Annotated in this window: 18 protein-coding genes; 7 read left to right on the top strand and 11 right to left on the bottom strand. The window is 67.8% G+C overall.

All coding sequences use genetic code 11. The features are described 5' to 3' along the window. The first annotated feature begins 170 nt into the window (after positions 1-170). Genes D107_RS0111620 through dut form a run of 3 tightly spaced genes read left to right on the top strand, consistent with a single transcriptional unit; the run spans position 171 to position 2505 of the window. Positions 171-767, top strand: coding sequence for a DUF502 domain-containing protein (locus D107_RS0111620; RefSeq protein WP_018881534.1), 597 nt, complete (start codon positions 171-173; stop codon positions 765-767). 39 nt (positions 768-806) lie between these two features. Continuing rightward, a complete protein-coding gene (gene coaBC, locus D107_RS0111625) occupies positions 807-2015 on the top strand; it encodes a bifunctional phosphopantothenoylcysteine decarboxylase/phosphopantothenate--cysteine ligase CoaBC (RefSeq protein ID WP_018881535.1) in 1209 nt (402 codons plus the stop codon). 28 nt (positions 2016-2043) lie between these two features. Further along, complete coding sequence (gene dut / locus D107_RS0111630; RefSeq protein WP_018881536.1) at positions 2044-2505, top strand: dUTP diphosphatase; 462 nt, start codon at positions 2044-2046, stop codon at positions 2503-2505. A 6-nt stretch (positions 2506-2511) separates the two neighbouring features. Here the strand turns inward: dut and D107_RS0111635 are convergent, their stop codons facing one another. The 4 genes from D107_RS0111635 to D107_RS0111650 are packed head-to-tail and all read right to left on the bottom strand — an operon-like array spanning position 2512 to position 5739. Beyond that, entirely contained in the window at positions 2512-3162 is a 651-nt protein-coding gene (locus tag D107_RS0111635) for a hypothetical protein (RefSeq protein ID WP_018881537.1), read from the bottom strand. Further along, positions 3162-3773: an SCO family protein gene (locus D107_RS0111640; protein WP_018881538.1), complete on the bottom strand. Its 612-nt coding sequence runs from the start codon at positions 3771-3773 to the stop codon at positions 3162-3164. The genes D107_RS0111635 and D107_RS0111640 overlap by 1 nt, the downstream gene beginning before the upstream one ends. Further along, a complete protein-coding gene (locus tag D107_RS0111645) occupies positions 3763-5214 on the bottom strand; it encodes a cbb3-type cytochrome c oxidase subunit I (RefSeq protein ID WP_026280808.1) in 1452 nt (483 codons plus the stop codon). Before D107_RS0111645 ends, D107_RS0111640 begins: the two co-directional genes overlap by 11 nt. A 6-nt stretch (positions 5215-5220) precedes the next feature. Continuing rightward, positions 5221-5739 carry a hypothetical protein gene (locus D107_RS0111650; RefSeq protein WP_018878630.1) on the bottom strand — a complete coding sequence of 173 codons (519 nt, stop codon included), beginning with the start codon at positions 5737-5739 and terminating at the stop codon, positions 5221-5223. A 158-nt stretch (positions 5740-5897) separates the two neighbouring features. On the opposite strand from D107_RS0111650, the gene argB reads away from it, so the two are divergent. Next, complete coding sequence (gene argB / locus D107_RS0111655) at positions 5898-6776, top strand: acetylglutamate kinase (RefSeq protein WP_018865449.1); 879 nt, start codon at positions 5898-5900, stop codon at positions 6774-6776. A gap of 24 nt (positions 6777-6800) precedes the next feature. Here argB and D107_RS0111660 read toward each other — a convergent pair whose 3' ends face one another. Continuing rightward, complete coding sequence (locus tag D107_RS0111660) at positions 6801-7463, bottom strand: DUF4124 domain-containing protein (protein WP_196799339.1); 663 nt, start codon at positions 7461-7463, stop codon at positions 6801-6803. Between D107_RS0111660 and D107_RS0111665 the strand changes: the two genes are divergently transcribed. Next, complete coding sequence (locus D107_RS0111665; protein WP_018865447.1) at positions 7456-8217, top strand: sulfite exporter TauE/SafE family protein; 762 nt, start codon at positions 7456-7458, stop codon at positions 8215-8217. The two genes, D107_RS0111660 and D107_RS0111665, sit on opposite strands and share 8 nt — an antisense overlap. 243 nt (positions 8218-8460) lie before the next feature. On the opposite strand, the gene D107_RS0111670 is transcribed toward D107_RS0111665, so the two are convergent. The 3 genes from D107_RS0111670 to D107_RS0111680 all read right to left on the bottom strand — a co-directional run bounded on the left by D107_RS0111670 (position 8461) and on the right by D107_RS0111680 (position 13183). Further along, the gene (locus D107_RS0111670) at positions 8461-10644 is read right to left on the bottom strand and encodes an HAD-IIB family hydrolase (RefSeq protein WP_018881540.1); all 2184 of its coding nucleotides are present in this window, start codon (positions 10642-10644) and stop codon (positions 8461-8463) included. Beyond that, the gene (locus tag D107_RS0111675; RefSeq protein ID WP_018876633.1) at positions 10641-12038 is read right to left on the bottom strand and encodes a glycoside hydrolase 100 family protein; all 1398 of its coding nucleotides are present in this window, start codon (positions 12036-12038) and stop codon (positions 10641-10643) included. The genes D107_RS0111670 and D107_RS0111675 overlap by 4 nt, the downstream gene beginning before the upstream one ends. A gap of 62 nt (positions 12039-12100) precedes the next feature. Beyond that, positions 12101-13183 (bottom strand): EAL domain-containing protein, encoded by a 1083-nt coding sequence (locus D107_RS0111680; protein ID WP_018881541.1) that lies wholly within the window; start codon positions 13181-13183, stop codon positions 12101-12103. A 116-nt stretch (positions 13184-13299) separates the two neighbouring features. On the opposite strand from D107_RS0111680, the gene msrB reads away from it, so the two are divergent. Then, entirely contained in the window at positions 13300-13698 is a 399-nt protein-coding gene (gene msrB / locus D107_RS0111685; protein ID WP_018881542.1) for a peptide-methionine (R)-S-oxide reductase MsrB, read from the top strand. Between the two features lie 54 nt (positions 13699-13752). Beyond that, the gene (locus D107_RS0111690; protein WP_018881543.1) at positions 13753-14952 is read left to right on the top strand and encodes an MFS transporter; all 1200 of its coding nucleotides are present in this window, start codon (positions 13753-13755) and stop codon (positions 14950-14952) included. An 891-nt stretch (positions 14953-15843) separates the two neighbouring features. Here the strand turns inward: D107_RS0111690 and D107_RS0111695 are convergent. From D107_RS0111695 to D107_RS0111705, 3 genes are all read right to left on the bottom strand, one after another. Next, the gene (locus tag D107_RS0111695) at positions 15844-19002 is read right to left on the bottom strand and encodes an efflux RND transporter permease subunit (protein WP_018881544.1); all 3159 of its coding nucleotides are present in this window, start codon (positions 19000-19002) and stop codon (positions 15844-15846) included. After that, complete coding sequence (locus D107_RS0111700) at positions 18999-20093, bottom strand: efflux RND transporter periplasmic adaptor subunit (RefSeq protein ID WP_018881545.1); 1095 nt, start codon at positions 20091-20093, stop codon at positions 18999-19001. The genes D107_RS0111695 and D107_RS0111700 overlap by 4 nt, the downstream gene beginning before the upstream one ends. A gap of 79 nt (positions 20094-20172) precedes the next feature. Then, complete coding sequence (locus D107_RS0111705) at positions 20173-21189, bottom strand: glutathione S-transferase family protein (RefSeq protein WP_018881546.1); 1017 nt, start codon at positions 21187-21189, stop codon at positions 20173-20175. Positions 21190-21423 lie beyond the last annotated feature (234 nt).

Raw genomic sequence — 21423 nt, forward strand, 5'->3', positions numbered from 1 at the left:
CCCTTCCATCGCTGCATCTCGTCACTCCCCATACCCGGCGACGTGCCGGCGGCCTCGCTCGATAGACTGCGCGGACGTGCCAAAGTGCCGCCCCCGCCCCGCTCCCGTCGTCGACGTGCCACGAGCACGAATGCGTTAGCATCCGAGCATACCCCTGCACGGAGCCCGCTGTGCGCCGAATCTCTCGAACCTTCCTGACCGGCCTGGCCGCCATCCTCCCGGCCGCCATCACGCTGGCCTTGCTGTGGTGGCTGGGGAGCACCGCCGAGGAGGTGCTGGGAGGACTGTTGCAGGCCATCCTGCCCGATCTGCTGTACTTCCCGGGCATGGGGATCCTGGCCGGCATCGGCCTGCTCTTCGGCTTGGGGGTACTGCTCCAGGCCTACGTGGTCCGCTGGCTGTTCGACTGGCTGGAAGGGCTGATGCAACGCATCCCGGTGGTCAAGACCATCCACGGGACCGTGCGCGACGTCACGCGCCTGGTCTCCGGCGACATCCACGAGCAATTCGGCCAGGCCGTGCTGGTGCAGCTGCCCGGCACCGACTTCAAGCTGGTCGGCTTCGTCACCCGCGAAGATTTCGCGGGTCTTCCGGACAGCCTTGGCGGCCCCGACACAGTCGCGGTCTACATGCCCATGAGTTACCAGATCGGCGGCTACACCCTGATGCTCCCGCGCGAACGCATCGAACCGCTGGAGCTGTCGCTGGAGGACGCGATGCGCTATGCCCTGACCGCCGGCGTCTCCGCGCGCCAGGAAAAGAGCTAAAGAGACGCAAGCGTCCCCTTAGGGGGTAGAATCCGCCGCATGACGGAACACGATTCCAAGCCAAGGATCCTCGTCGGTGTCAGTGGCGGCATCGCCGCCTACAAGGCCTGCGAGCTGGTGCGCGAGCTGAAACGCGCCGGCTGCGAGGTGCGCGTGGTGATGACGCCCGGCGCCCGCGCCTTCGTGACCCCGCTGACCTTCCAGGCCCTGTCCGGCGCGCCGGTGCGCACCGAGCTGCTGGACGCCGAGGCGGAATCCGGCATGGATCACATCGCCCTGGCGCGCTGGGCCGACCGCATCGTGGTCGCCCCGGCCAGCGCCAGCCTGATCGCCCGCTACGCCCAGGGCCTGGCGGACGAGCTGCTGAGTACGCTGCTGCTGGCCACCACCGCGCCGGTCGCGCTGGCACCGGCGATGAACCATCGGATGTGGGCCCACCCGGCCACGCAGGCGAACGTCTCGACCCTGATCGAGCGTGGCGTGGCCCTGATCGGGCCGGACAGCGGCGACCAGGCCTGTGGCGAGCAGGGCGAGGGCCGCATGCGCGAGCCCGCCGCGATCGCGCGGGAGCTGCTGCAACCGGCACACGCCCCGCTGGCCGGGCGCCACGTACTGATCACCGCCGGTCCCACCTTCGAGCCGATCGATCCCGTGCGCTTTATCGGCAACCGCAGCTCCGGGCGGATGGGCTTTGCCCTGGCCGCGGCGGCGCGCGACGCGGGCGCACACGTGACTCTGGTGCATGGCCCGACAGCCGAGGCCGTACCCACGGGCGTCGCGGGCATCGCCACGGAGACGGCCGCCGCCATGCACGCCGCGGTGATGGAACGCCTGCCCGAGGCCGACATCCTGATCGCGGCTGCGGCCGTGGCCGACTACCGCCCGGCCGAACCGCAAGCACAGAAGATCAAGAAATCCGATCCGGTGATGCACCTGGCGCTGGAGCGCACCCGGGACATCCTGGCCGAGGCGGCAACACAGGCGGCCTCCCTCCCCCGGCGCCCGTTCCTGGTCGGCTTCGCAGCCGAGACCGAGCACCTGCGCGAACATGCCGAGGCCAAGCGCCGCGCCAAGGGACTCGACCTGATCGCCGCCAATCGGGTCGGCGAGGGCCGCGCCTTCGGCACCCCCGACAACGAATTGCTGTGCCTCTGGGAGGGTGGCGAGCGCCAGCTCCCCAGCCAGCCGAAGACCCAGCTGGCCCGGGCGCTGATCGACCTGATCGTCGAGCGCCTGGAACAACGCTGATCGAATGCGAAACGGACAAGGACCCCGTATGCCCGTCCCCGAGATTGACCTGAAGATCCTGGACCCGCGCATGGGCGCGGACTTCCCGCTGCCCGCCCCGGCCACCGACGGCTCGGCCGGCGTCGACCTGCGCGCGATGATCGAGGCCCCGCTGACGCTGGAGCCGGGCGCCGCCGAACTGATCCCGACCGGGCTCGCGATCCATATCGAGGACCCGGGCTATGCCGGGATGATCCTCCCCCGCTCCGGGCTGGGCCACAAGCACGGCCTGGTGCTGGGCAACCTGGTCGGCCTGATCGACGCCGACTACCAGGGGCCGCTGATGGTCTCCTGCTGGAACCGGGGCGCGAACGCCTACACCCTGGAGGTCGGCGAACGCCTGGCGCAGCTGGTCATCGTCCCGGTCGCCCGACCGAAATTCCGCGTCGTCGAGGACTTCGAGGAGACCACCCGCGGCGCGGGCGGCTTCGGCTCCTCGGGCCGGGGCTGACGGAGGTCACGTCCCGGCCGGGGCCTGCTCGGCAACCGATCCGGAGGGGATGACAGCCTCTCGCCTGGAGGGCTGCGCCGGGCCGGTATTGGCGCTCCGTCGACGCGGCGGCCCCAGCAGCAGCAACGCCAGGATTGCCGCAAGGCTGAGCGCGCCCAGCCCGAGCATCACATTTCCCAGAAGCTGCTGCTCGCCCAGCAGGTAGGCATTGCACAGCCGGTCCGGGGCCTCGCGGTAGAGCCAGCCCATCACGAAGAACATCGCCGTAGCCTTGACCCACAGCACCCCGCGCACCAGCAACGGCAGCCGGTGCGCCACCAGCCCCAGCGGCATGCCCGCCAGCAGCACCAACGTCGCAATCTTGGCCCAACCGGCCCCGGCCTCGAGTACGGCCGCATCCAGGTTGCGGGGCAGTAGCCAGTAGACCACGACGAACAACGCCAGCAGCAGGCCCAGTACGCCGTACGCATCCAGGCGGCCCGCCCGGAGGCGCCAGACCTCCGGCAGTGACCGGGCGATCAGCACGCCGGCCAGCACCAGCAACGGGATCTGCACCAGCATATGGCCGATCAGGCTGGCCTCCAGCCACGGCCGCAGCGGCGGCAGGACCAGTACCACCAGCAGGGCCGGCCCCGCCCAGACGGCGGACCGCCGCATCACCAGCGTGGCTCCAGGTAGGCCAGCACGTCGTCCACCGCGTCGATGTCGTGAATCGCGGCGACGCGCGCATTCGGCTCGACCACGTAGATGGCCCCGTTGTGCACGAAGTCCTCGCCGTCCGGGATCACCACCACCTGGAAATGATTCAGCAGGCGATCCAGATCCTCGCGGCTGTGCGGACGCGCGAGATACCAGGCCTCGGGGTTGGCCGAGAAACGCTCGCCGTACTCGCGCAGGCGCTCGGCATTATCGTTCTCGAGGTCAAAGGTGATACTGAGCAGGGCCACGCGCTCGCCCAGTACCGCCTCCGGCAGCGCCTCCTGGATCCGGTGAAAGCTCGCGCCCAGCGTCGTGCAGGCGTGGTGGCAGCCGGTGTAGATGAAATCCAGCACCACATAGCGATCGCCCAGCTCGGCCAGGTCCAGCTCCCCGCCGCGAGCATCCTCCAGCGTCATCGCAGGGACCGGCGCCGGATTCTCGCGTGCGGCAACACGGCGGGCCTCCTCCGCGGTGAAGGCGCGGAACCCGTCGGTGGCCAGAGCCAGGGTGGTGAACCCACCCAGGCCCAGGGCGATAATCGTCAGCCCGTAGATCGCGTTACGCCACATTGTTCGCCACCCGCTTCAGTCCGACGAAGAACCGCAGCGCCAGGAGCAGCGTTCCAAGGATCACCAGGGCCGCGGCGACCGACCCCAGCTGGGCATAGGCCGCCCATTCCGGCAAGTGTTCGGCGAAGCGCCGCGGCACACTGGACGCACCGCTGTAGAGGAACGCCGCGACCAGAGCCAGGCCGCCACCGGTAAAGGTCCAGAATCCCAGCCGGTCGAAGAAGCCGTCGCCCTCCGTCTGCGCACGGGTGAGCCAGGCCATGAAGCCGAACATCATCGCGACTACACCCAGCAACAGATAGAAGTGGAAGTGCCCCGGGACCCACAGGGTGTTGTGCATCACCGTGTTGACCACGATGGTCGCGTCGATGATGGCCGGGATCACGCCGGCGGCCCAGCCAAACACGCCGAGAAAGACGAAGCCGGAGGCGATATCCCAGCGGATACCGGAGCGGTACACATTGGTCAGCGCGCCCCACGCCGTCACCAGCAGCACCGGCAGGCCACTGGTGTAGGAGATGACCTGGCCCAGCACATGCAGCGAGGTCGGCTGGGAGAAGTCCATCAGCAGGTGGTGCGGATAGACCAGCAGCACCATCACGGTGGAAGCCGCCCAGCCCGCAAGGAACACGCGCGAGACCTTCCACGGGCGCCCGGTGTAGCGCGGCAGGATCTCGTAGACCGCGATGACCGCCATATAGATGGTGGCGTTGATGAACACGTGGCCGAAGAAATAGATCAGGTTCTTGGCCCACAGCGAGTCGATCTCGAACCCCGGCTGGTACAGGTTGATCAGGCTCATGGTCAGGATCGCCGCCCCGGCCACGATACCGAGGGTGTTCACGATCAGGACCATGGTGCTGGCCACCACCGCGGGCGGCGGCGGATCCCCCGCCCGACCGAACAGCTGCGGCAGGCCCAGCGAGCGGCCCAGCCCGCCGTAGCTCTTGATCAGCGCGCGGGCAATATCGATGTACAGCAGCAGGAAGCCAACCCCGATCGCCAGCAACCCGAGGAAGAACGACGCCGCGGCGGCCTGCGTCCACAGCCCCATCGGGGTCTGCGGCAGCGGGTACAGGAAGGTCCAGGCACCGGCGAAGCCGCCGATGAAGATCCCGCCCAGGATCAGCACTGCCCCCAGCAGGAACAACGCCAGATTGAGCAGGAACACGCCGGTGGACAACTCCACATGACGGCGCAGGAAGTACCACATCACCGCGCTGGATCCGAGGGCCACCGCCCCGACCATGCCGGCCCCGTGGGCCGTCAGCACCTGATAGAAGCCAGCGGCCCCGAGCAGATCCACGCCCGCCTGTTCGAGGCGCATCAGCAGCCCGAAGACCATCATCAGCAGCAGCACGACCACCGTGGTCGCCAGATAGGTCAGCACCGCATTGCGAGGGCCGCGCGGCACGGCCATCTCCATCGTCGTATCACTCATGTCCGTTTACTCCGTGACGGTGAGTTCGGCGACCATCGCGTGATGCGCGACGCCGCAGTATTCAAGGCACAGCACCTGGTAGGTACCGGGCTTTTCGAAGGTGTACTCGAGGGTGTTGGTGTAGCCCGGCATCGCCTGGGTCTGGGTCAACAGGGTCATGTCCTCGTCGTAGATGGCGAAGCCGTGGTTCACGTCCTGGCTGGTCACGCGGAACTGCACCGGCTCGCCGGCGCGGAACTCGTCCTGTGACAGCTCCCAGCGCCACATGTGGCCGGTCACGTTGACCGTCTGCACCCCTTCGGCCTCCGCATCGGCGCCGTAGGGCATCAGGGTCAGGGTGTAGAGAAACACCGGGGTAACCACCGCCAGCAGGATCCAGAAGCTCCAGTCGCGCAGGCGATAGGAACGGGCCGCCAGATCGCCGGCATCGACCGCAGCAGGGCGGGAGAAGGCGACCCATAAAAAAGTGGCGGTTACGGGGACGACCAGCAGGATCGTCAACCACAGCGAGACGGATTGCAGCATCACGGGCTACCTTTTGTTATACATGTGATGCAGCTTTATACCGATGCGCTTCGCTCGGGTCAAACGATGCATCTTCGATGCAGGTTCAAGGAGAGGGCCGCACGAAGGGCGATCGGCAGTGGTAAACTGCGCCCCCATTCGCGGACCACCGAAACGCCATGGATACCCAGACGGCCCATTCCGTTGCCCATGTCCTGATCGAGGCTCTGCCCTATATCCAGCGCTTCGCGGGCAAGACCATCGTGATCAAGTACGGCGGCAACGCCATGACCGAGGACCACCTGAAGGCCTCGTTCGCGCGCGACGTCGTGCTGCTCAAGCAGGTCGGCGTGAACCCGGTGGTCGTCCACGGCGGGGGCCCGCAGATCGGCGAGCTGCTCAAGCGTCTGGGCAAGGAGACGGAGTTCGTCAACGGCCTGCGGGTGACCGACCGCGAGACCATGGACGTGGTCCAGATGGTCCTCGGCGGGATCGTGAATCAGGAGATCGTCTCGCTGATCAACCGCTTCGGGGGCCGCGCGGTGGGGCTGACCGGCAAGGACGGCCAGATGATCCGCGCCACCCCGCTACGCGACTATGGCGCGGCTGAGGGCCAGCCGACCGTGGACCTTGGCCATGTGGGCGAGGTCGAAGGCGTGGACCCGGCGATCGTGCATACCCTGGACGAGAGCGACTTCATCCCGGTCATCGCGCCGATTGGCTTCGACCGCGAGGGCAAGGCCTACAACATCAATGCCGACACCGCGGCGGAAAAACTCGCGGTGGTGCTGGATGCGGAAAAGCTCTTCCTGCTGACCAACACCCCGGGCGTGCTGGACGGCAACGGGGAACTCCTGCCCAAGCTGTCGGCCCCGCAGGTGGACGAGATGATCCGCGACGGGACCATCCACGGCGGGATGATCCCGAAGATCCGCTGCGCGCTGGATGCCGTGCGCAGCGGGGTCAACGCCACGCATATCGTCGACGGCCGCGTGGAACACGCGGTCCTGCTGGAGCTGCTGACCGACCAGGGTGTGGGAACGCTGATCAGCCGCTAGGAGAACGATTAATGCCCGCGACCGCTATTCGCGGCCGTTCATGACCAGCTGCTGGAAGTCGCGGCGATCCAGGTCCAGGCGTTCGTGGATCGCGGACAGCCGGTCGCGCTGGCCGCGGCGGTACTGGCGCTCCCGGGCGATGCGGGCGTCCAGCTCCTCCAGTTCCGCGCGGTACCGATCGGCCAGCGGAGAACCCTCGTTCGCGCCGTCCAGCTGCCGCCGGATACGCTCGCGTTCGCGCAACAGCGTCTTTTCCTGCGCCTCGCTGCGCTGGATATTCCCGGCAATCGAGCGCTCGCGGCGTTCGCGCAGCTCCTCGATCTCGTCCAGCGAGGCATAGGCACGGCGCAGCTGCTGCTCGCGCGCGGCACGGTCCTGGCGCGCGCGCTGGGTCGCCTCCAGGTCGCGCTCCGCCTGTTCGCGCTCGGCGGCGGCCTGCGCCCGTTCCTCGGCGCTCATCGGCGCCGGCAGGATCTCGCGCATGCGGCCCTCGGAGTCGTAAATCCGGCGCTCGCGCTGGCTGGTCTCCGGCTGCGGGGTGCTGGAGTAGTGTACGGTCCCGTCATCATCCACCCAGCGGTAGATGTCGGCCTGTACCGGAACCGCCAGCCCCAGCAGCAGCACCGCGGCCACCCACGATTGCCACAGGCCTTCCCGCTTCCGGTTGCACGCACCCCAAATGACCATTCTCGAACACCTCGGACTCGCATTGATCGCCATCGTCGCCAACGGCTTCTCCGCCCTGGCGGGTGGCGGGGCGGGCCTGCTGCAGCTGCCCGCCCTGATTTTTCTGGGGCTTCCCTACCCCGTGGCGCTGGCCACCCACAAGATCGCCTCGGTGGCGCTGGGCGCCGGCGCCGGCCTGCGCCACCTCAAGAAAAGCACATTCGAGCCCGCGCGCCTAGGCATTATCCTGCTGGCCGGTCTGCCTGGGGTGTTAATCGGTGCCTGGCTGGTGCTCGGCATCCCGCCAAGGGCCGGCGAGATCGCCCTGGGCCTGCTGACCATCGGCCTCGGCTGGTACTCCTGGCGCCGCCCGCAACTGGGGCAGACGGTGCGCACCATCGGCTTTTCCTGGGGCCACGCCCTGATCGGGGCCGCCGGGCTGTTCCTGATCGGCGTGCTGAACGGGTCCCTCGCCTCGGGCACCGGACTGATGGTCACCCTGTGGCTGGTGCGCTGGTACGGCATGAGCTACACCCAGGCGGTGGCCTACACCATGGTCCTGGTGGGCCTCGTCTGGAACGGCGCCGGGGCGTTGATGCTCGGGACGCTGGGCACCGTGCAGTGGGACTGGCTGCCGGCCCTTCTGGTGGGGAGCTTCGTCGGCGGCTACCTCGGCGCCTGGGCGGCCCAGCGCTACGGCAACCGCCTGGTCAAGCGCGCCTTCGAAGTCGTCACCGTCCTCACCGGCATCGCCCTGCTCCTCCCCGTCCCCTGACCGGATCCGGCGCCAAAGGCTCGCAAGAAAAAGCCGACAGGAAGAAGGGAAGACTGGAAGCGGGCGCTGAGGAGGGTGCCTCGATCCCAGATCGACAGCCACGACAAGTACGCGGCCACGGGCAGCACCAGGACGACCCAAATGGCTTTCACCAGTTTCTATCTTCCAACCTTCCAGTCTTCCTGTGAAAGGCCTTTGACCTGCAGCCCCTGCCTTCGTGTGCTTCGTGGTGAAAAAGCCGGTCTATTCGTCGGGCTCGGTGGCGCCGGGGATTTCGCAGCGGTTGAGCAGATCGAAGTGTTCGATCCCCTCGAGGATGCCGCGGGCGTGGGTGGCCCCGGCGAAGTAGATGCGCTGGAAGCCGCGCAGGCTCTCGAGTTCGGGCTGGTGATTGCCCACCACCACGCCGAGCAGCCGGCCGCGCAGCATATCCTCGTCGTTTCCCGAATCGCCGGCGACCAGCACGTGCTCCAGCGGAATGCCCCACTTGTCGGACAGGTAGCGCACCGCCAGTCCCTTCGACGCCCGCACCGGCAGCAGGTCGAGGAACCGGTCGTGGGAGTAGATCACCCGCGCGTGCAGGTCCTCGCGGTAGAGCCGCGTCGCCACGGTCTCCGCGTCCAGACTCCCGGGGGGTTCGGCAAAGAAGCTGACCTTGAACGCCCGCTGGTCCACATCCGGCTGCAGGACCAGATTCTTCTCCTGGCGCAGGCAGTCGCGCAGCCGGTCCGGCTCCCAGCGATGGCTGATGTGACGCGCCCAGCCGCGATCCTCGGTCTGCTTGGTGCCGTAATGGATCTCGCTCCCCACCGAGGTAATCCAGACATCCGGCGTCGGCACGCCGTGCTCCTCGAGGATCGCCGCGGCGGAATCGATGCGCCGCCCGGTGGCCACGCCGAAGGCGACCCGCTTGCGGTTGCGCTTGAGCCAGGCGACAAACGCGCGGGTGGCCTTGTCGTCGCCCAGCAGGGTGTTGTCGATGTCGGTGATCACGGCGCGATCCATCTGCGCCAGGTGACTGGAGACCCGGCGCTCGTGATGGCGCGCCTGGCGCACCTCGCGGGTCAGAGATTTCACCAGCTTCACGTATTTCTCGGCGTGGCCGTCCCAGGAATAGTGCTGGCGCACGCCCTTGAGCCCGGCGCGCGAATAGCGCTGCCAGCGCGGCCGGTCGGCCAGGATGCCCTGGATGGCGTCGGCGATCCCCTCCGGGTCCAGCGGGTCGATCAGCTGGCCGTTGTGGCAGCGCGAGATGATCTCCTCCGGCCCGCCGTCGTTGGTGGCCACGATCGGGGCGCCGCTGGCGGCCGCCTCGATCAGGGTCAGGCCGAAGGGCTCGGTCAGCGCCGGGTTCACGAACACCCCCTTGCTGGAGGCCACCAGGCGGTAGAGGTCGGGCACGTCCTCGGAGTCATGGTGCTTGGGATACGCCACCTGGCCGTAAAGGTCATGGCGGTCGATACGCAGGAGCAGGTCGGTCAGGACATCCCGTGCGCCCTTGTCCAGGTCCGCGATGTCGTCACGGTTGCCGGCGACGATCAGCAGGTTGGCGTTCTCGCGCAGCCAGTCATTCCCGGCGTATGCCTCGACCAGGGCGCGGATGTTCTTGCGCTCGTCGGCGCGCGACAGCGCCATGATCAGCGGCCGGTCGGGGTAGCGCAGGAAGCGGCGGATCTCCGGCCAGATAGCCGGCTTGCGCTCCCCGCGCTTCGGCGGATGAAACCGCGCCAGGTCGGTACCCGGCGGGATCACTTCCATGCGTTCCGGCTGGTAGTTGTCGTAGGCGGCGTACTGTTCGCCGATCTCCTGGCGGGTGCTGGCGATCACCCGATGCGCATGCGCCAGGGCCTCTTCCTCGGCGTGGATCCGGGTGGAGATGTTGTAGCGGGCCTCGATGTCGGCATCCGACATCCCGCTCTCGCGCAGGCGTTCGCGCTTGACCCGCCCCAGCGAATGGCCGGTCTGGAGCATGGGGGCGCCCAGCAGGTTCGACAGCTGCACCGCGACATGTCCGGCATCGGCATAGTGGCCGTGGATCACGTCCGGGCGCAGGCCCACGCCGCGGATATGCCCCAGGGCGTTGTCCGCGAAACAGTCGAGGTAGGGCCACAGCTTTTCCTTGCGCAGGTAGCGCCGCGGGCCGCAGTCCAGCCGCACGATCCGGGCCCCGTCGCCGAGATCCTCCTCGGGCTCGGCGTAGTCGTCGGCTACCTTGCTGTCGACCACGCGGCGGGTGAGCAGGTCCACCCGGCCCACCTGCGGGTGGCGCGCCAGGGCCCGCGCCAGTTCGACCACGTAGAGCGTCTGCCCGCCGGTGTCGGCATCGCGCCCCAGTTCCAGGTCCTGCCCGCGGATCAGACCGTGGACACTGATCAGGACGAGGTAAAGGCCTTCGCCATCACGAGACTTGCTCTGGGTCTTTTTCATGGCACCTCGGGTTCCGGGCTGTCGAACAGGCTCAGGGTCTCGGGGTTGTCGATCAGGCCCTGGGAGACCAGCACGGCGGTGGCCGACCAGGTCTGGCGATAGTTGGCGCGTCGCCCGACCAGGCGGCCGTGGCGCCCGTCGTAGTACTCCGGCCAGTGGTCGCGATGCAGGCGCTCGGCCGCGACCGCGTGCACACTGCGCGCCAGGTCGGGCCGCCCGACCCGCATGGCGGCCCCGGTGAACGCCCACAGCAACGCCGGCCAGTTGCCGCCGTTGTGGTAGGACCACGGAGTATTCTTGGGGTCGGACCCGGTCAGCAGACGCCATTCCTCGCCAACCATCGCCGGATAGCAGATCTTCACCGGCATGGTCCCGATCAGGTCCTCGAAGCGCTGCTCGAAGGTCTGCATAATCGAGCGCGACTGGTGCTCGTCGGCCAGCCCGAACAGCACCGCCAGCAAGTTTCCGAAGCTGAAGAACCGGAAATCCATCCTTCCCGGCCCGAGGTTACCGACCAGGTAGCCGCTCTCCGACGGGATCCAGTCCACCAGCCAGTCGGGGATGCTCTCGGGGTAGATATTCAGCGCGTTCTCGGACTCGTGGCCGAAGTGTTCGGTGCGATAGCGGTGGATATCGTTCAACCGCTCTAGATCCAGCCAGTAGTAGTGGCGGATGTAGTCCGACAGCTGCCGGGTACGGATCGCGGACTGCTCGCACAGGAGTTCGGAATCCCGGTCGCAGGGCTCCAGCATCGCCAGCGAAGCCTTCAGCATCCCGTAGAACAGTGCCTGGATCTCCAGCGGGTGGCCGAACACCCCCATGCGCCGGTCGATCATGAAGCTGCCGTCCGGCACCAGCAGAGTCGGGAAGACTTCGAAACGGTCCTGCAGACAGATGCTGAGGATCAGGCGGATGCCGCGCTGCACATCCGCGCTCTTGATGAATTCGTGGTCGCCGGTGCGGTTCTGGTAGGCGCGCAGCAACAGTACCCACCACATCATGGAATCCACCGGGGCGACGCGTCCGATCGCCCGGTCGCCAAAGTCCGCGGCCAGGGCCTCGCGGCCGTTCTCGTCGGTGAACACCCGGAAGCTTGCCGGCATCACCCGCGGCAGGCGGCGGTGGCCCTCGATCTCCTCCTGGGTATCGCGGATCTGCAGGATCAGCGCGAGGAAGTCCCGCACCACCTCGGGCTCGTCGTTCAGCAGATAGACCAGCCCCGAGGGCACGAAGTCGCGGATAAAGCAGTCGGCATAGTTCTCCGCCGGCGCCCGCTCGTCCAGGCTCGCCACGGTGCCGACCGTGCGCCCGCGATAGCGCACCTCGGCATCGCGCAGCAGCTGGTAGGCGGATTCGAGCGTCGGATTCCGGGCGTCGGGGGGGAGCTGATTCATGACCCCGAGTCTATGGAAAGCGGGCCCGATGTGCACGTGTCACGGCCCCCTCCACGCGGCGCTCAGGCGGACTCGGGGTGGCGCGGCATCGGCGGCTCGGCAGCCGGCCGGGCGAACAGGTAACCCTGGCAGTAGTCGACCCGATCCTTCAGCCAGCGCCATTCGCCCGCGGTCTCGATCCCCTCGGCCACCACCTGAATATCCAGGTCGCGGGCCAGCTCCACGATCTTGCCGAGGATCTTCTGCTGGTAGGTGTCGCCATCGATACCGCTGACCAGTTCGCGGTCGATCTTCACGAAATCCGGGCGCAACTGGGAGAGCATGTTCAGCGAGGCATAGCCGGCCCCCAGGTCGTCCAGTGCCACCTGGAACCCGGCCCGGCGGTAGCGCTCCACGATCCGTGACAGGTGTTCGATGTCGTTGACCTGATCGCTCTCGATCACCTCGAACACGAAACCACTGGGCCCGGCACGGCCGGCCGGGCGCGAATTGATCTCGCGCACTGTGGTCTCCAGGCAAAAGGCCGGGTCATAGATCGCGGTCGGGTTGAAGTTGATGAACAACCGGCTGCCGATCCCGCGCTCGCTGGCCCGGCGAATCGCATTGATGCGCGCCGAGCGATCCAGATGGAATAGCAACTCGGCATTACGCGCCGTCTTGAACAGCTCCGGCGGCGGGATGGGGTCGCCACCCGGCGTGGAGGCCCGCACCAGCGCCTCGTAGGCGAAGACCTCGGTCGGATCGGCCGCGTGCACGATGGGCTGGAAGTGAAAGTCCAGGGCATCGTTGGCCAGGATCGCGGAGAGATCGCGGGCATTGTGCCGGGCGATCAGCGTGGACAGCAGGTGGGTATCCTGCAGATGTCCGAGCCCGAAGTCCTCGCCCTCGGGCACGAAGGTCGCGCGACAACCGGCCTGCTCCGAGCTGCTCAGCGCCTGTTCCAGCCGCACCAGCATCTCGCCCAGCCCGCCGGCACCCTTCACTGGCAGGGCCAGGATCCCCGAGGTCGGCTCGGCACATGGCAGCCGTTCGTCTACCATGCGCTGACGCAGGGCCGCGCGAGTATGCGCCAGAACCGGCGCCAGATAGAGGGTGCCGGAGGCCGCCGGCAGCAGGTCAATACGTTCGCAATCGGGACAGCCCACGACCACCTCCAGCGGTCTTGTCTTCGGTCCGGGCCCAGAACCCGGGGTGTTCCTCGGGGTCCCATCACCACAGACCCTCGTCTGTTGGCAGACAATCCTATCGACCCGGAGGTTGCATGAGTCAATCCGATCGCCCGACGGACGCCGAACTGCGCGAACGCCTCACGCCGGAACAATACCGCATCGCCCGCGAAGGCGGTACCGAGCGCCCCTTCACCGGCGCCTACAACAACCACAAGGCCTCCGGCACCTACCACTGCGTCGCCTGCGGTGCCCCCTTGTTCGACTCGCACGCCAAGTTCGACTCCGGCTCCGGCTGGCCCAGCTACACCGCGCCGGTGAACGAAAGTGCCGTCGACGAACACCGCGACCGTTCCCTGGGCATGGAACGCACCGAAGTGCGCTGCGCGCGCTGCGACTCGCACCTGGGGCATGTCTTTCCCGACGGCCCGGCGCCGACCGGGCTGCGCTACTGCATCAACTCGGCGGTCCTCGACTTTCATCCACGCGACTGACACCAGCATCGCCCCCGGGCCATGACGGCCCGGACGATCCTTGAAGGGACTCCTATGCCCGGCCAGACCACCCCGCGCGAGCGCGCGAACGTCCTGATCCTTGCCCTCGGGCAGGCCCTGTTCCTGATCGCCGCGGTCACGGTGATGACCCTGAGCGGCGTGGTCGGGGAACGCCTGGCGGCCGATCCGGCCCTGGCCACCCTGCCAGTCGCCGCGATGATGGTCGGCACGCTGGTCACCACCCTGCCGGCCTCGCTGTTCATGAAGCGCTTCGGGCGGCGCACCGGCTTCCTGCTGGGCACCAGCGTGGGCGGGGGCGGCGGTGCCGCGCTGGCCGCGGCCGGGGTTTTCGCCGAGGGCTTCTGGCTGTTCGTACTGGGCAACCTTCTGCTGGGGGCCTACCAGGCCTTCGCCATGTACTACCGCTTTGCCGCCGCCGATGTCGCCAGCCCCGCCTTCCGCCCGCGCGCGATCTCGCTGGTGATGGCCGGCGGCGTCGTGGCCGCCTTCCTCGGCCCGTGGAACGCCCACCAGGCCCAGGCCCTGTTGCCGGGCACGCCGGAGGCCGGCCCCTATCTGGTCCTCGGCGCCCTGGCCCTGCTGGCGATGACGCTGCTGGCCTGGCTGCGCGTGCCGGCGCCACCGCCGGAGGAACGCGGGCCGGCCCGGCCAATGCGCGAGATCCTGCCGCAAGGGCGCTTCCTCGTCGCGCTGACCGCCGCCGCGCTGGGCTATGCGGTCATGGTGCTGCTGATGACGGCGACGCCGCTGGCCATGCGCCACGCCGGCTTCGACATGGGCCAGATCGCCCTGGTCATGCAGTGGCATGTATTGGGGATGTTCGCCCCCTCGTTCGTGACCGGCCATCTGATCACCCGCCTCGGGATCACGCGCATCCTGGCGCTCGGCAATGCGCTGGTGCTGTTCAGCGTGGCGATCGCCGCGCACGGGGAGACGCTGGCGCATTTCTGGCTGGCGCTGTTCCTGCTGGGGGTGGGCTGGAATTTCCTGTTCATTGGCGGCAGTACGCTGCTGACGACCACGCATACGGCCACCGAGAAGGGCAAGGTCCAGGGCGTGAACGACCTGACCATCTTCACGCTGGTCACGGCCGGCTCGCTGCTGGCCGGGGCGCTGCTGCGACCGCTGGGATGGGACGGGATGAATCTCGCGATGCTGCCGGTGATCGCGGTACTGACCGTCGCTATCCTCTGGCTCTGGCGTGATGACGCCCGCGCCCCGGCGCGCGCCTGACCTCGCCACACGGCCGCCACGAACGCTGAAGGCTTCGCTATCGCTGATTGGCGGGTCCTGGTTCGTCTCCCGGTGTTTACGGTGCCTTCGGTCCGGCGCCTGCCTCGCGGTGGCTGGTCCTGGTTCGGCATCGGTGTTTGCGGTGGCTCCGGTCCGCCGCATGCCAGGCGCTGACTCGCCAGCGCGCCCCGAGGTACTTCTTTGCTCGTGCAAAGAAGTACCCAAGAAACACGCCCGACTGCCGCGACCCCGGCCCGCTGTGCGGGCCGGGGTTTCCCTCGCTCCGAGGCTTTTCGCGGGCGGCGCTGAACTCGCTGCGCCTGCGGCTCCGCTCAGACATCCAGCGCCCCCGTTTCTATTTTGAATCGTCCCGCGAAAACCCTCTCCGCTCGGCGCGACGACAACGGGGGGCTCAAGGTCAAGACAACGGCTGTCCCGACGGTCTTGCCAGTGGATGAAGGCTAGGTCTTCGCACATCTTGGGCACGCTCGGCCTTCGGCCATAGCGTGCCGCGCCCGCGGTGCGGGCGCCGGGGGGTTCAGGCGGCAGGGCCGTTGTCGTGTCGTGGCGTTGGGATGCCTTCTGTTTTGACCTTCCCCTCCCGTATGGAGTCCCTTGCGGAAGGGTTATCGGGCCGGCCCGTTTTCTATAAATTCGGGGCGCTGGATCTCTGAGCGTAGCGAGTTCAGCGCCGCCGGCCCGAGGGCCCTGGAGCAAGGTTCCCGGGCGAAATCCGGGTGCCCTTCTTTGGGTCCTTTCTTGGGCAAGCAAGAAAGGACCTCGCGGCGCGCTGGCGAGTCAGCGCATGGCAGGCGGCCGGCCGAAGGCACGTAAACACCGGATGCCGAACCAGGACCAGCCTCAACAGGGCAGGCAGCAGGCACCGAGTGATCAGGGTTCGGCGCGCGGGGCTGTGGAGGCGCGGGCCCCGCGGCGCTCGCCGTCGACATCGTCGATCTCGTCGTCCAGCTCGTGCAAGCGGCGCGTGGTCGCCAGCGGCGACGTCGTACCCCGCGCCACCAGGCGATAGGCCGCCGGGATCACGAACAGCGTGAACAGCGTCGCGAACAGCACACCGGAGAACACCGCCACCCCGATCACGAAGCGCGTCTCCTCGCCCGGCCCGGAGGCCAGGATCAGCGGAATGGAGCCCGCAACCGTGGTCAGCGCCGTCATCAGCACCGGCCGCAGCCGCATGCGCGCGGCCTCGATGATCGCGGCGTCGAAATCACGCCCGCGGTCGCGCAACTGGTTGGCGAATTCGACGATCAGGATGCCGTTCTTCGCCGCCAGGCCGATCAGCATGACCATGCCGATCTGACTGTAGATATTGAGCGTCTGGCCGGTAACGGTCAGGCCGATCAGGGCACCCACCACCGCCAGCGGCACGGTCAGCATGATCACGAACGGGTGCACGAAACTCTCGAACTGCGCCGCCAGCACGAGGAAGACCACCAGCAGGGCCAACGCGAACACAAACAGGATCGCCTCCGAGCCGGTGCGCAGGTCCAGCGATTCGCCCTTGTAGTCGATGCCCGCCTCGGCCGGCAGGAGCTCGGCAGCCTTGGCATCCAGCGCGTCCAGGGCCTCGCCCAGGGTCATGCCGTCGCGCAGCCCGGCGGTCAGGGTGACCGCGCGCGAGCGATTGTAGCGTTCCAGCGAGGACGGACCGGCCTGTTCCTCGTAGGTGACCAGACTGGACAGCGGCACCATGGCACCGGAACTGGAGCGCACGTAGAGGTTGTCAATATCGCCCGGCGTGCGGCGCTGATCGGCCAGGCCCTCGATGATCACGTCGTACTCCTCGCCGCGATCGACGAAGGTGGTCACGTCGCGCCCGCCGAGCACGATGTCCAGCGTACGGCCGACATCGCGCATGGACACACCCAGGTCGCCCGCCCGGTCGCGATCCAGGCGCACGTTGAGCTGAGGCTGGGTAGGCTCGTAATCGAGATCCACCCGGGTCAGGCCCTCGATGCCCTCGGCGGCCTCGCGCATGATTTCGCCCCACTCCTCGAGCTGGTCGTAGTCCGGTCCGGAGAGCACGAACTGCACCGGCGGTCCGACGCGACCGCGCGAAAGGCCCTGGCGCATGACCACGCGCGCCTCTACCCCGGGCATCTCGTTGATGATGCCGCGGATCTCGTCGATCACCTCCTGACCGGACACGTCACGGTCGTCCCAGTGCTCCAGGATCGCGATCACAAACCCGTTATTCATCAGCTCGGAGCCGCCGAAGCCGCGTGGCGTACGCACCAGGGCGCGGCGGATCGGACCGTCCTCGATCAGCGGCTGGATACGGGCCTCGACCTCGGCCATCTGGCGGCTCATGTACTCGAAGTTCGCCCCCTCGGGTCCGTCGACCAGGACGAAGAAGGACCCGCGATCCTCCTGCGGCGCGAACTCCTCGGGCAATTCGTCGAACAGATACCAGGCCCCGGCCAGCACCGCGGCCAGTAGCGGCACCACCAGCCATGACCCCTTGAGCCCGCTCGCCAGCCCGCGGCCGTAACCGGCCTCCAGCGCCGCGAAGCCGCGGCCGATGTAGTGGGCGGCACCGGTCTGGTCATCGCCCTTGTGCATCAGGCGCCCGGAGAGCACCGGCGCCAGGGTCAGCGCCACAATGCTGGAGAAGAAGACCGCGATGGCCATGGCGATCGCGAACTCGGTGAACAGCTGGCCCACCGTGCCGTCGAGGAAGGCCAGGGGCACGAACACCGCGATCAGTACCGAGGTGGTCGCCACGATCGCGAACCCGACCTGGCCCGCACCGCGGTAGGCCGCCAGCAGCCCCGGCTCGCCCCGTTCGATGCGCCGGTGGATGTTCTCCAGCATTACGATCGCGTCGTCCACCACCAGTCCGACCGCCAGCACCAGCGCCAGCAGCGTCAGCAGGTTGACCGAAAACCCGAACAGGCTGATACCGATGAACGCGGCGGTAATCGCGACCGGCACGGTCACCGCCGGGATCAGGGTCGCCCGCCAGCTGCCCAGAAACAGGTAGATCACGAACACCACCGCGGCAGTCGCGACCGCCAGGGTGATGTAGACCTCGCGGATCGCCCCCTCGATGAAGACCGACTCGTCGTAGGTGGTGACCAGCGAGGTGCCCTCCGGCAGGGAGTCCTGCAGGCGGTCCGCCATGGCCTTCACGCCATTGGCGACCTCCAGCACATTGGCGTTGGACTGGCGGATGATGCCGAGCCCGATCATGTCCTCGCCGTTGCCGCGGAACTCGCTGCGCTCGGTATCCGCGCCGATATTCACCTCGGCGACATCGCCCAGGCGCACCAGCTGCCCGCCCTCCCCGCGCTTGAGCACCAGCCCGGCGAAATCTTCGGGGGTGCGGTACTGGCGCTCCACGCGCACGGTGAACTCGCGCTCCAGCGAATCGAGACGCCCCGCCGGCAGTTCCACGTTTTCCTGCTGCAGGGCATCGGCGATGTCGGTGACGGTCAGCTCGCGCGCGGCCAGGGCCTCGCGGTCGACCCAGATGCGCATCGCGTAGCTGCGCGCGCCGCCCCGGCGCACCAGCCCGACGCCGTCCACCACCGACAGGCGATCAATCAGGTTGCGCTCGGCATAGTCCGCCAGCTCCAGCGCATCCATGGTGGTGCTGGAGAGGTTCAGCCACAGGATCGGGTTGGCATCGGCGTCCGCCTTGGTCACCTCGGGCGGGTCGACCTCGTCGGGCAGGTCGCCCAGCACGCGACTAACCGCCTCGCGCACGTCGTTCGCGGCGGCGTCGATGTCGCGGCTGAGGTTGAATTCGATGGTGATACGCGAGCGGCCGTCCTCGCTGGAGGACTGGATAAACCGGATCCCCTCGATCCCGGCGATGCGGTCCTCGATCCGCTGTGTGACCTCGCGCTCGATGATCTCGCCGCTGGCCCCGGGGTAGATGGTGTCCACCGTGACCACCGGCGGGTCCACGTCCGGGTATTCGCGCAGTGGCAGGCTGTCGTAGGCGATCAGACCGAAGGTGATCAGCAGCAGATTGAAGACAATCGCCAGCACCGGCCGGCGATTGGCGACATCGGAGATGATCATGCCCCGTCCCCGGCCTCGCCGTTATCCGGCGCACGCGGCGGCAGCACGCGCACCTCGCGGCCGTCGCGCACCCGCGACACGCCCTCGGAGACGACGGTATCCCCCGGCTCCAGGCCCTCCAGTACTTCGGCATGCCCCGGATCGCGTCGCCCGATACGGATGCGCACCCGCTCGACCGTGTCGTCGTCACGCAGCCGGAACACGAAGTGCTGGTCGGCGACCTGGCGGATCGCGCCCTCCGGGACGGCCAGACGCTCGACCGGGTCCAGCGGCAGGCGCATATTCACCAGCATGCCGGGGCGCAGCAGCAGGTCGGGATTCTCGATCAGCGCACGCACGGTGAGGGTGCGGGTCGCCACGTCCAGACGGTTGCTGACAGCCGCGACCTGCCCCGCGAATTCGCCGTTCGCGCTGCGCCCCTGGACATCGAGGCCCAGGTGGATCGCCGAGGTGTGCCGCTCGGGTACCGCGAAATCGACCTTCACCACCGAGACGTCATCGAGTTCAACGATCGCAGTCCCCGGACTGACCAGGGAGCCAGCGCTGACCTGACGCAGGCCCAGACGGCCGGAGAACGGGGCCCGGATGACGCGGTTGGCCACACGGGCCTCCGCGGCCGCCAGGCGGGCTTCCGCCTCGTTCAGCCGCGAACGCTGCTGGTCCACCTGCTGCTGCGTGACCACGCCATCGGCCACGCGGTCGCGCACGCGCTCCAGCTCCCGCCGCGCCTCGTCCACTTGCACACGGATCTCGCGCAGGGCCGCGCGCTCCTCGTCGGCATCAAGACGGACCAGGACATCCCCGGCCTCCACCGTGTCGCCGTCGTCGAACAGGACCTCGACCACGCGCTCGGTGACGCTGGCGGTGACCACCACGGACTCGTTGGCCTGCACCGTGCCCAGGGATTCGACAACGGTCTCGAAGGTGCGCGGGACGACCTCGCTAACGCGCACCGGCGTGCGGTCGTCGCGTTCGGCGGCAGGCGCGTCGCTGGCCGCGTCATCCCCCGCTTCCGGGCCAACCGCGTACCAGGCAGCAGCGGCGACCGCCACCACCAGGACCAGTCCCAGAAACCCGCCAATCGCCTTCACTTGTCGATTCCCCTACATGAATGCGGCCCGGCACGCTGATGCCGGGCCACGGTGGCCAATCCCCACAGTGTAACGACCGTCACGTTTCACCGGCGTTCCGCAGCGCGGCCGGCAGATCGCCCAGGGGACGGCCATGCGGCCGGGTGTAGTCGATCACCGGGCCCTTCGGCACGATGCCGCTGGGGTTCAGCATCGGATGACTGCCGTAGTAGTGCGCCTTGATGTGATCCATGCGCACGGTCTCGGCCACGCCGGGGCGCTGGTAGAGCATGCGCAGGTAGGCCGACAGCGCCGGGAAGTCGATGATGCGCTGTCTATTGCACTTGAAATGGCTGTAGTAGACCGGGTCGAAGCGCACCAGCGTGGTAAACAGCCGCCAGTCGGCCTCGGTGATCCGGTCGCCCACCAGAAACGGCTGGCGTGCCAGGCGCTCCTCCAGCCAGTCGAGGGTCTCGAAGAGACGATCCCAGGCGGCATCGTAGGCCTTCTGGCTGGTCGCGAACCCGGAGCGGTAAACCCCGTTGTTCACATTCTCGTAGACGCGCTCGTTGACCGCGTGGATCTCCTCGCGCAGGTCCTCCGGGTAGAAATCCAGCGTATTGCCGGTGATGCCGTCGAAGGCGCTGTTGAACATGCGCACCAGGTCTTCCGACTCGTTGTTCACGATCCGGTCGGTCCGGGTGTCGAACAGCACCGGCACGGTCACGATACCCGTGTATCTCGGATCGGTGCGGGTGTAGAGCTCGTGCATGTAGCGTGAGCCGTGCACCCGGTCACCGGTGCAGCCGTCGCAGTCATCGAAGGACCAGCCGGCATCGCCCATGTAGTGGTGCACGACCGACAACCCGATGTGCGACTCCAGGCCCTTGAGCTTGCGCAGGATCAGCGCGCGATGCGCCCAGGGGCAGGCATAGGAGACGTACAGGTGATAGCGCCCGGACTCGGCCGGGTAGCCGCCCTCGCCCAGGGGACCCGCGGAGCCGTCGGCGGTCACGTAGTTGCGGTACTGCTGGTCCTGGCGCACGAACTCGCCGTTCTCGTCGGACTCCTCTTCCAGCCAGCCTTCGCGCAGTTCGCCGTTGATCAGGAGACTCATGGGGTTCCCTCTGCAGCGGTCCAGCCGCCACGGTTACGGATGATAGGGTCGATTATCCTGTCGATAAAATCGAAAATAAATCGCGTTATTTCCGCCCGATAGTTCGAAAATACCGAACCGACTGAGGGATAGGCCGCTCAGGGAGACGCTGATTTAATCGCACGTCCGCGCTCGAGTCGCTTTTGCGTGCGAACAAGGCGCGGTGACTGCCGTGCAGTCATTCTGCACAAGGGA

Source organism: Thioalkalivibrio sp. ALE30 (assembly GCF_000377465.1).
In the GTDB taxonomy this organism is placed as follows: Bacteria; Pseudomonadota; Gammaproteobacteria; order Ectothiorhodospirales; family Ectothiorhodospiraceae; genus Thioalkalivibrio.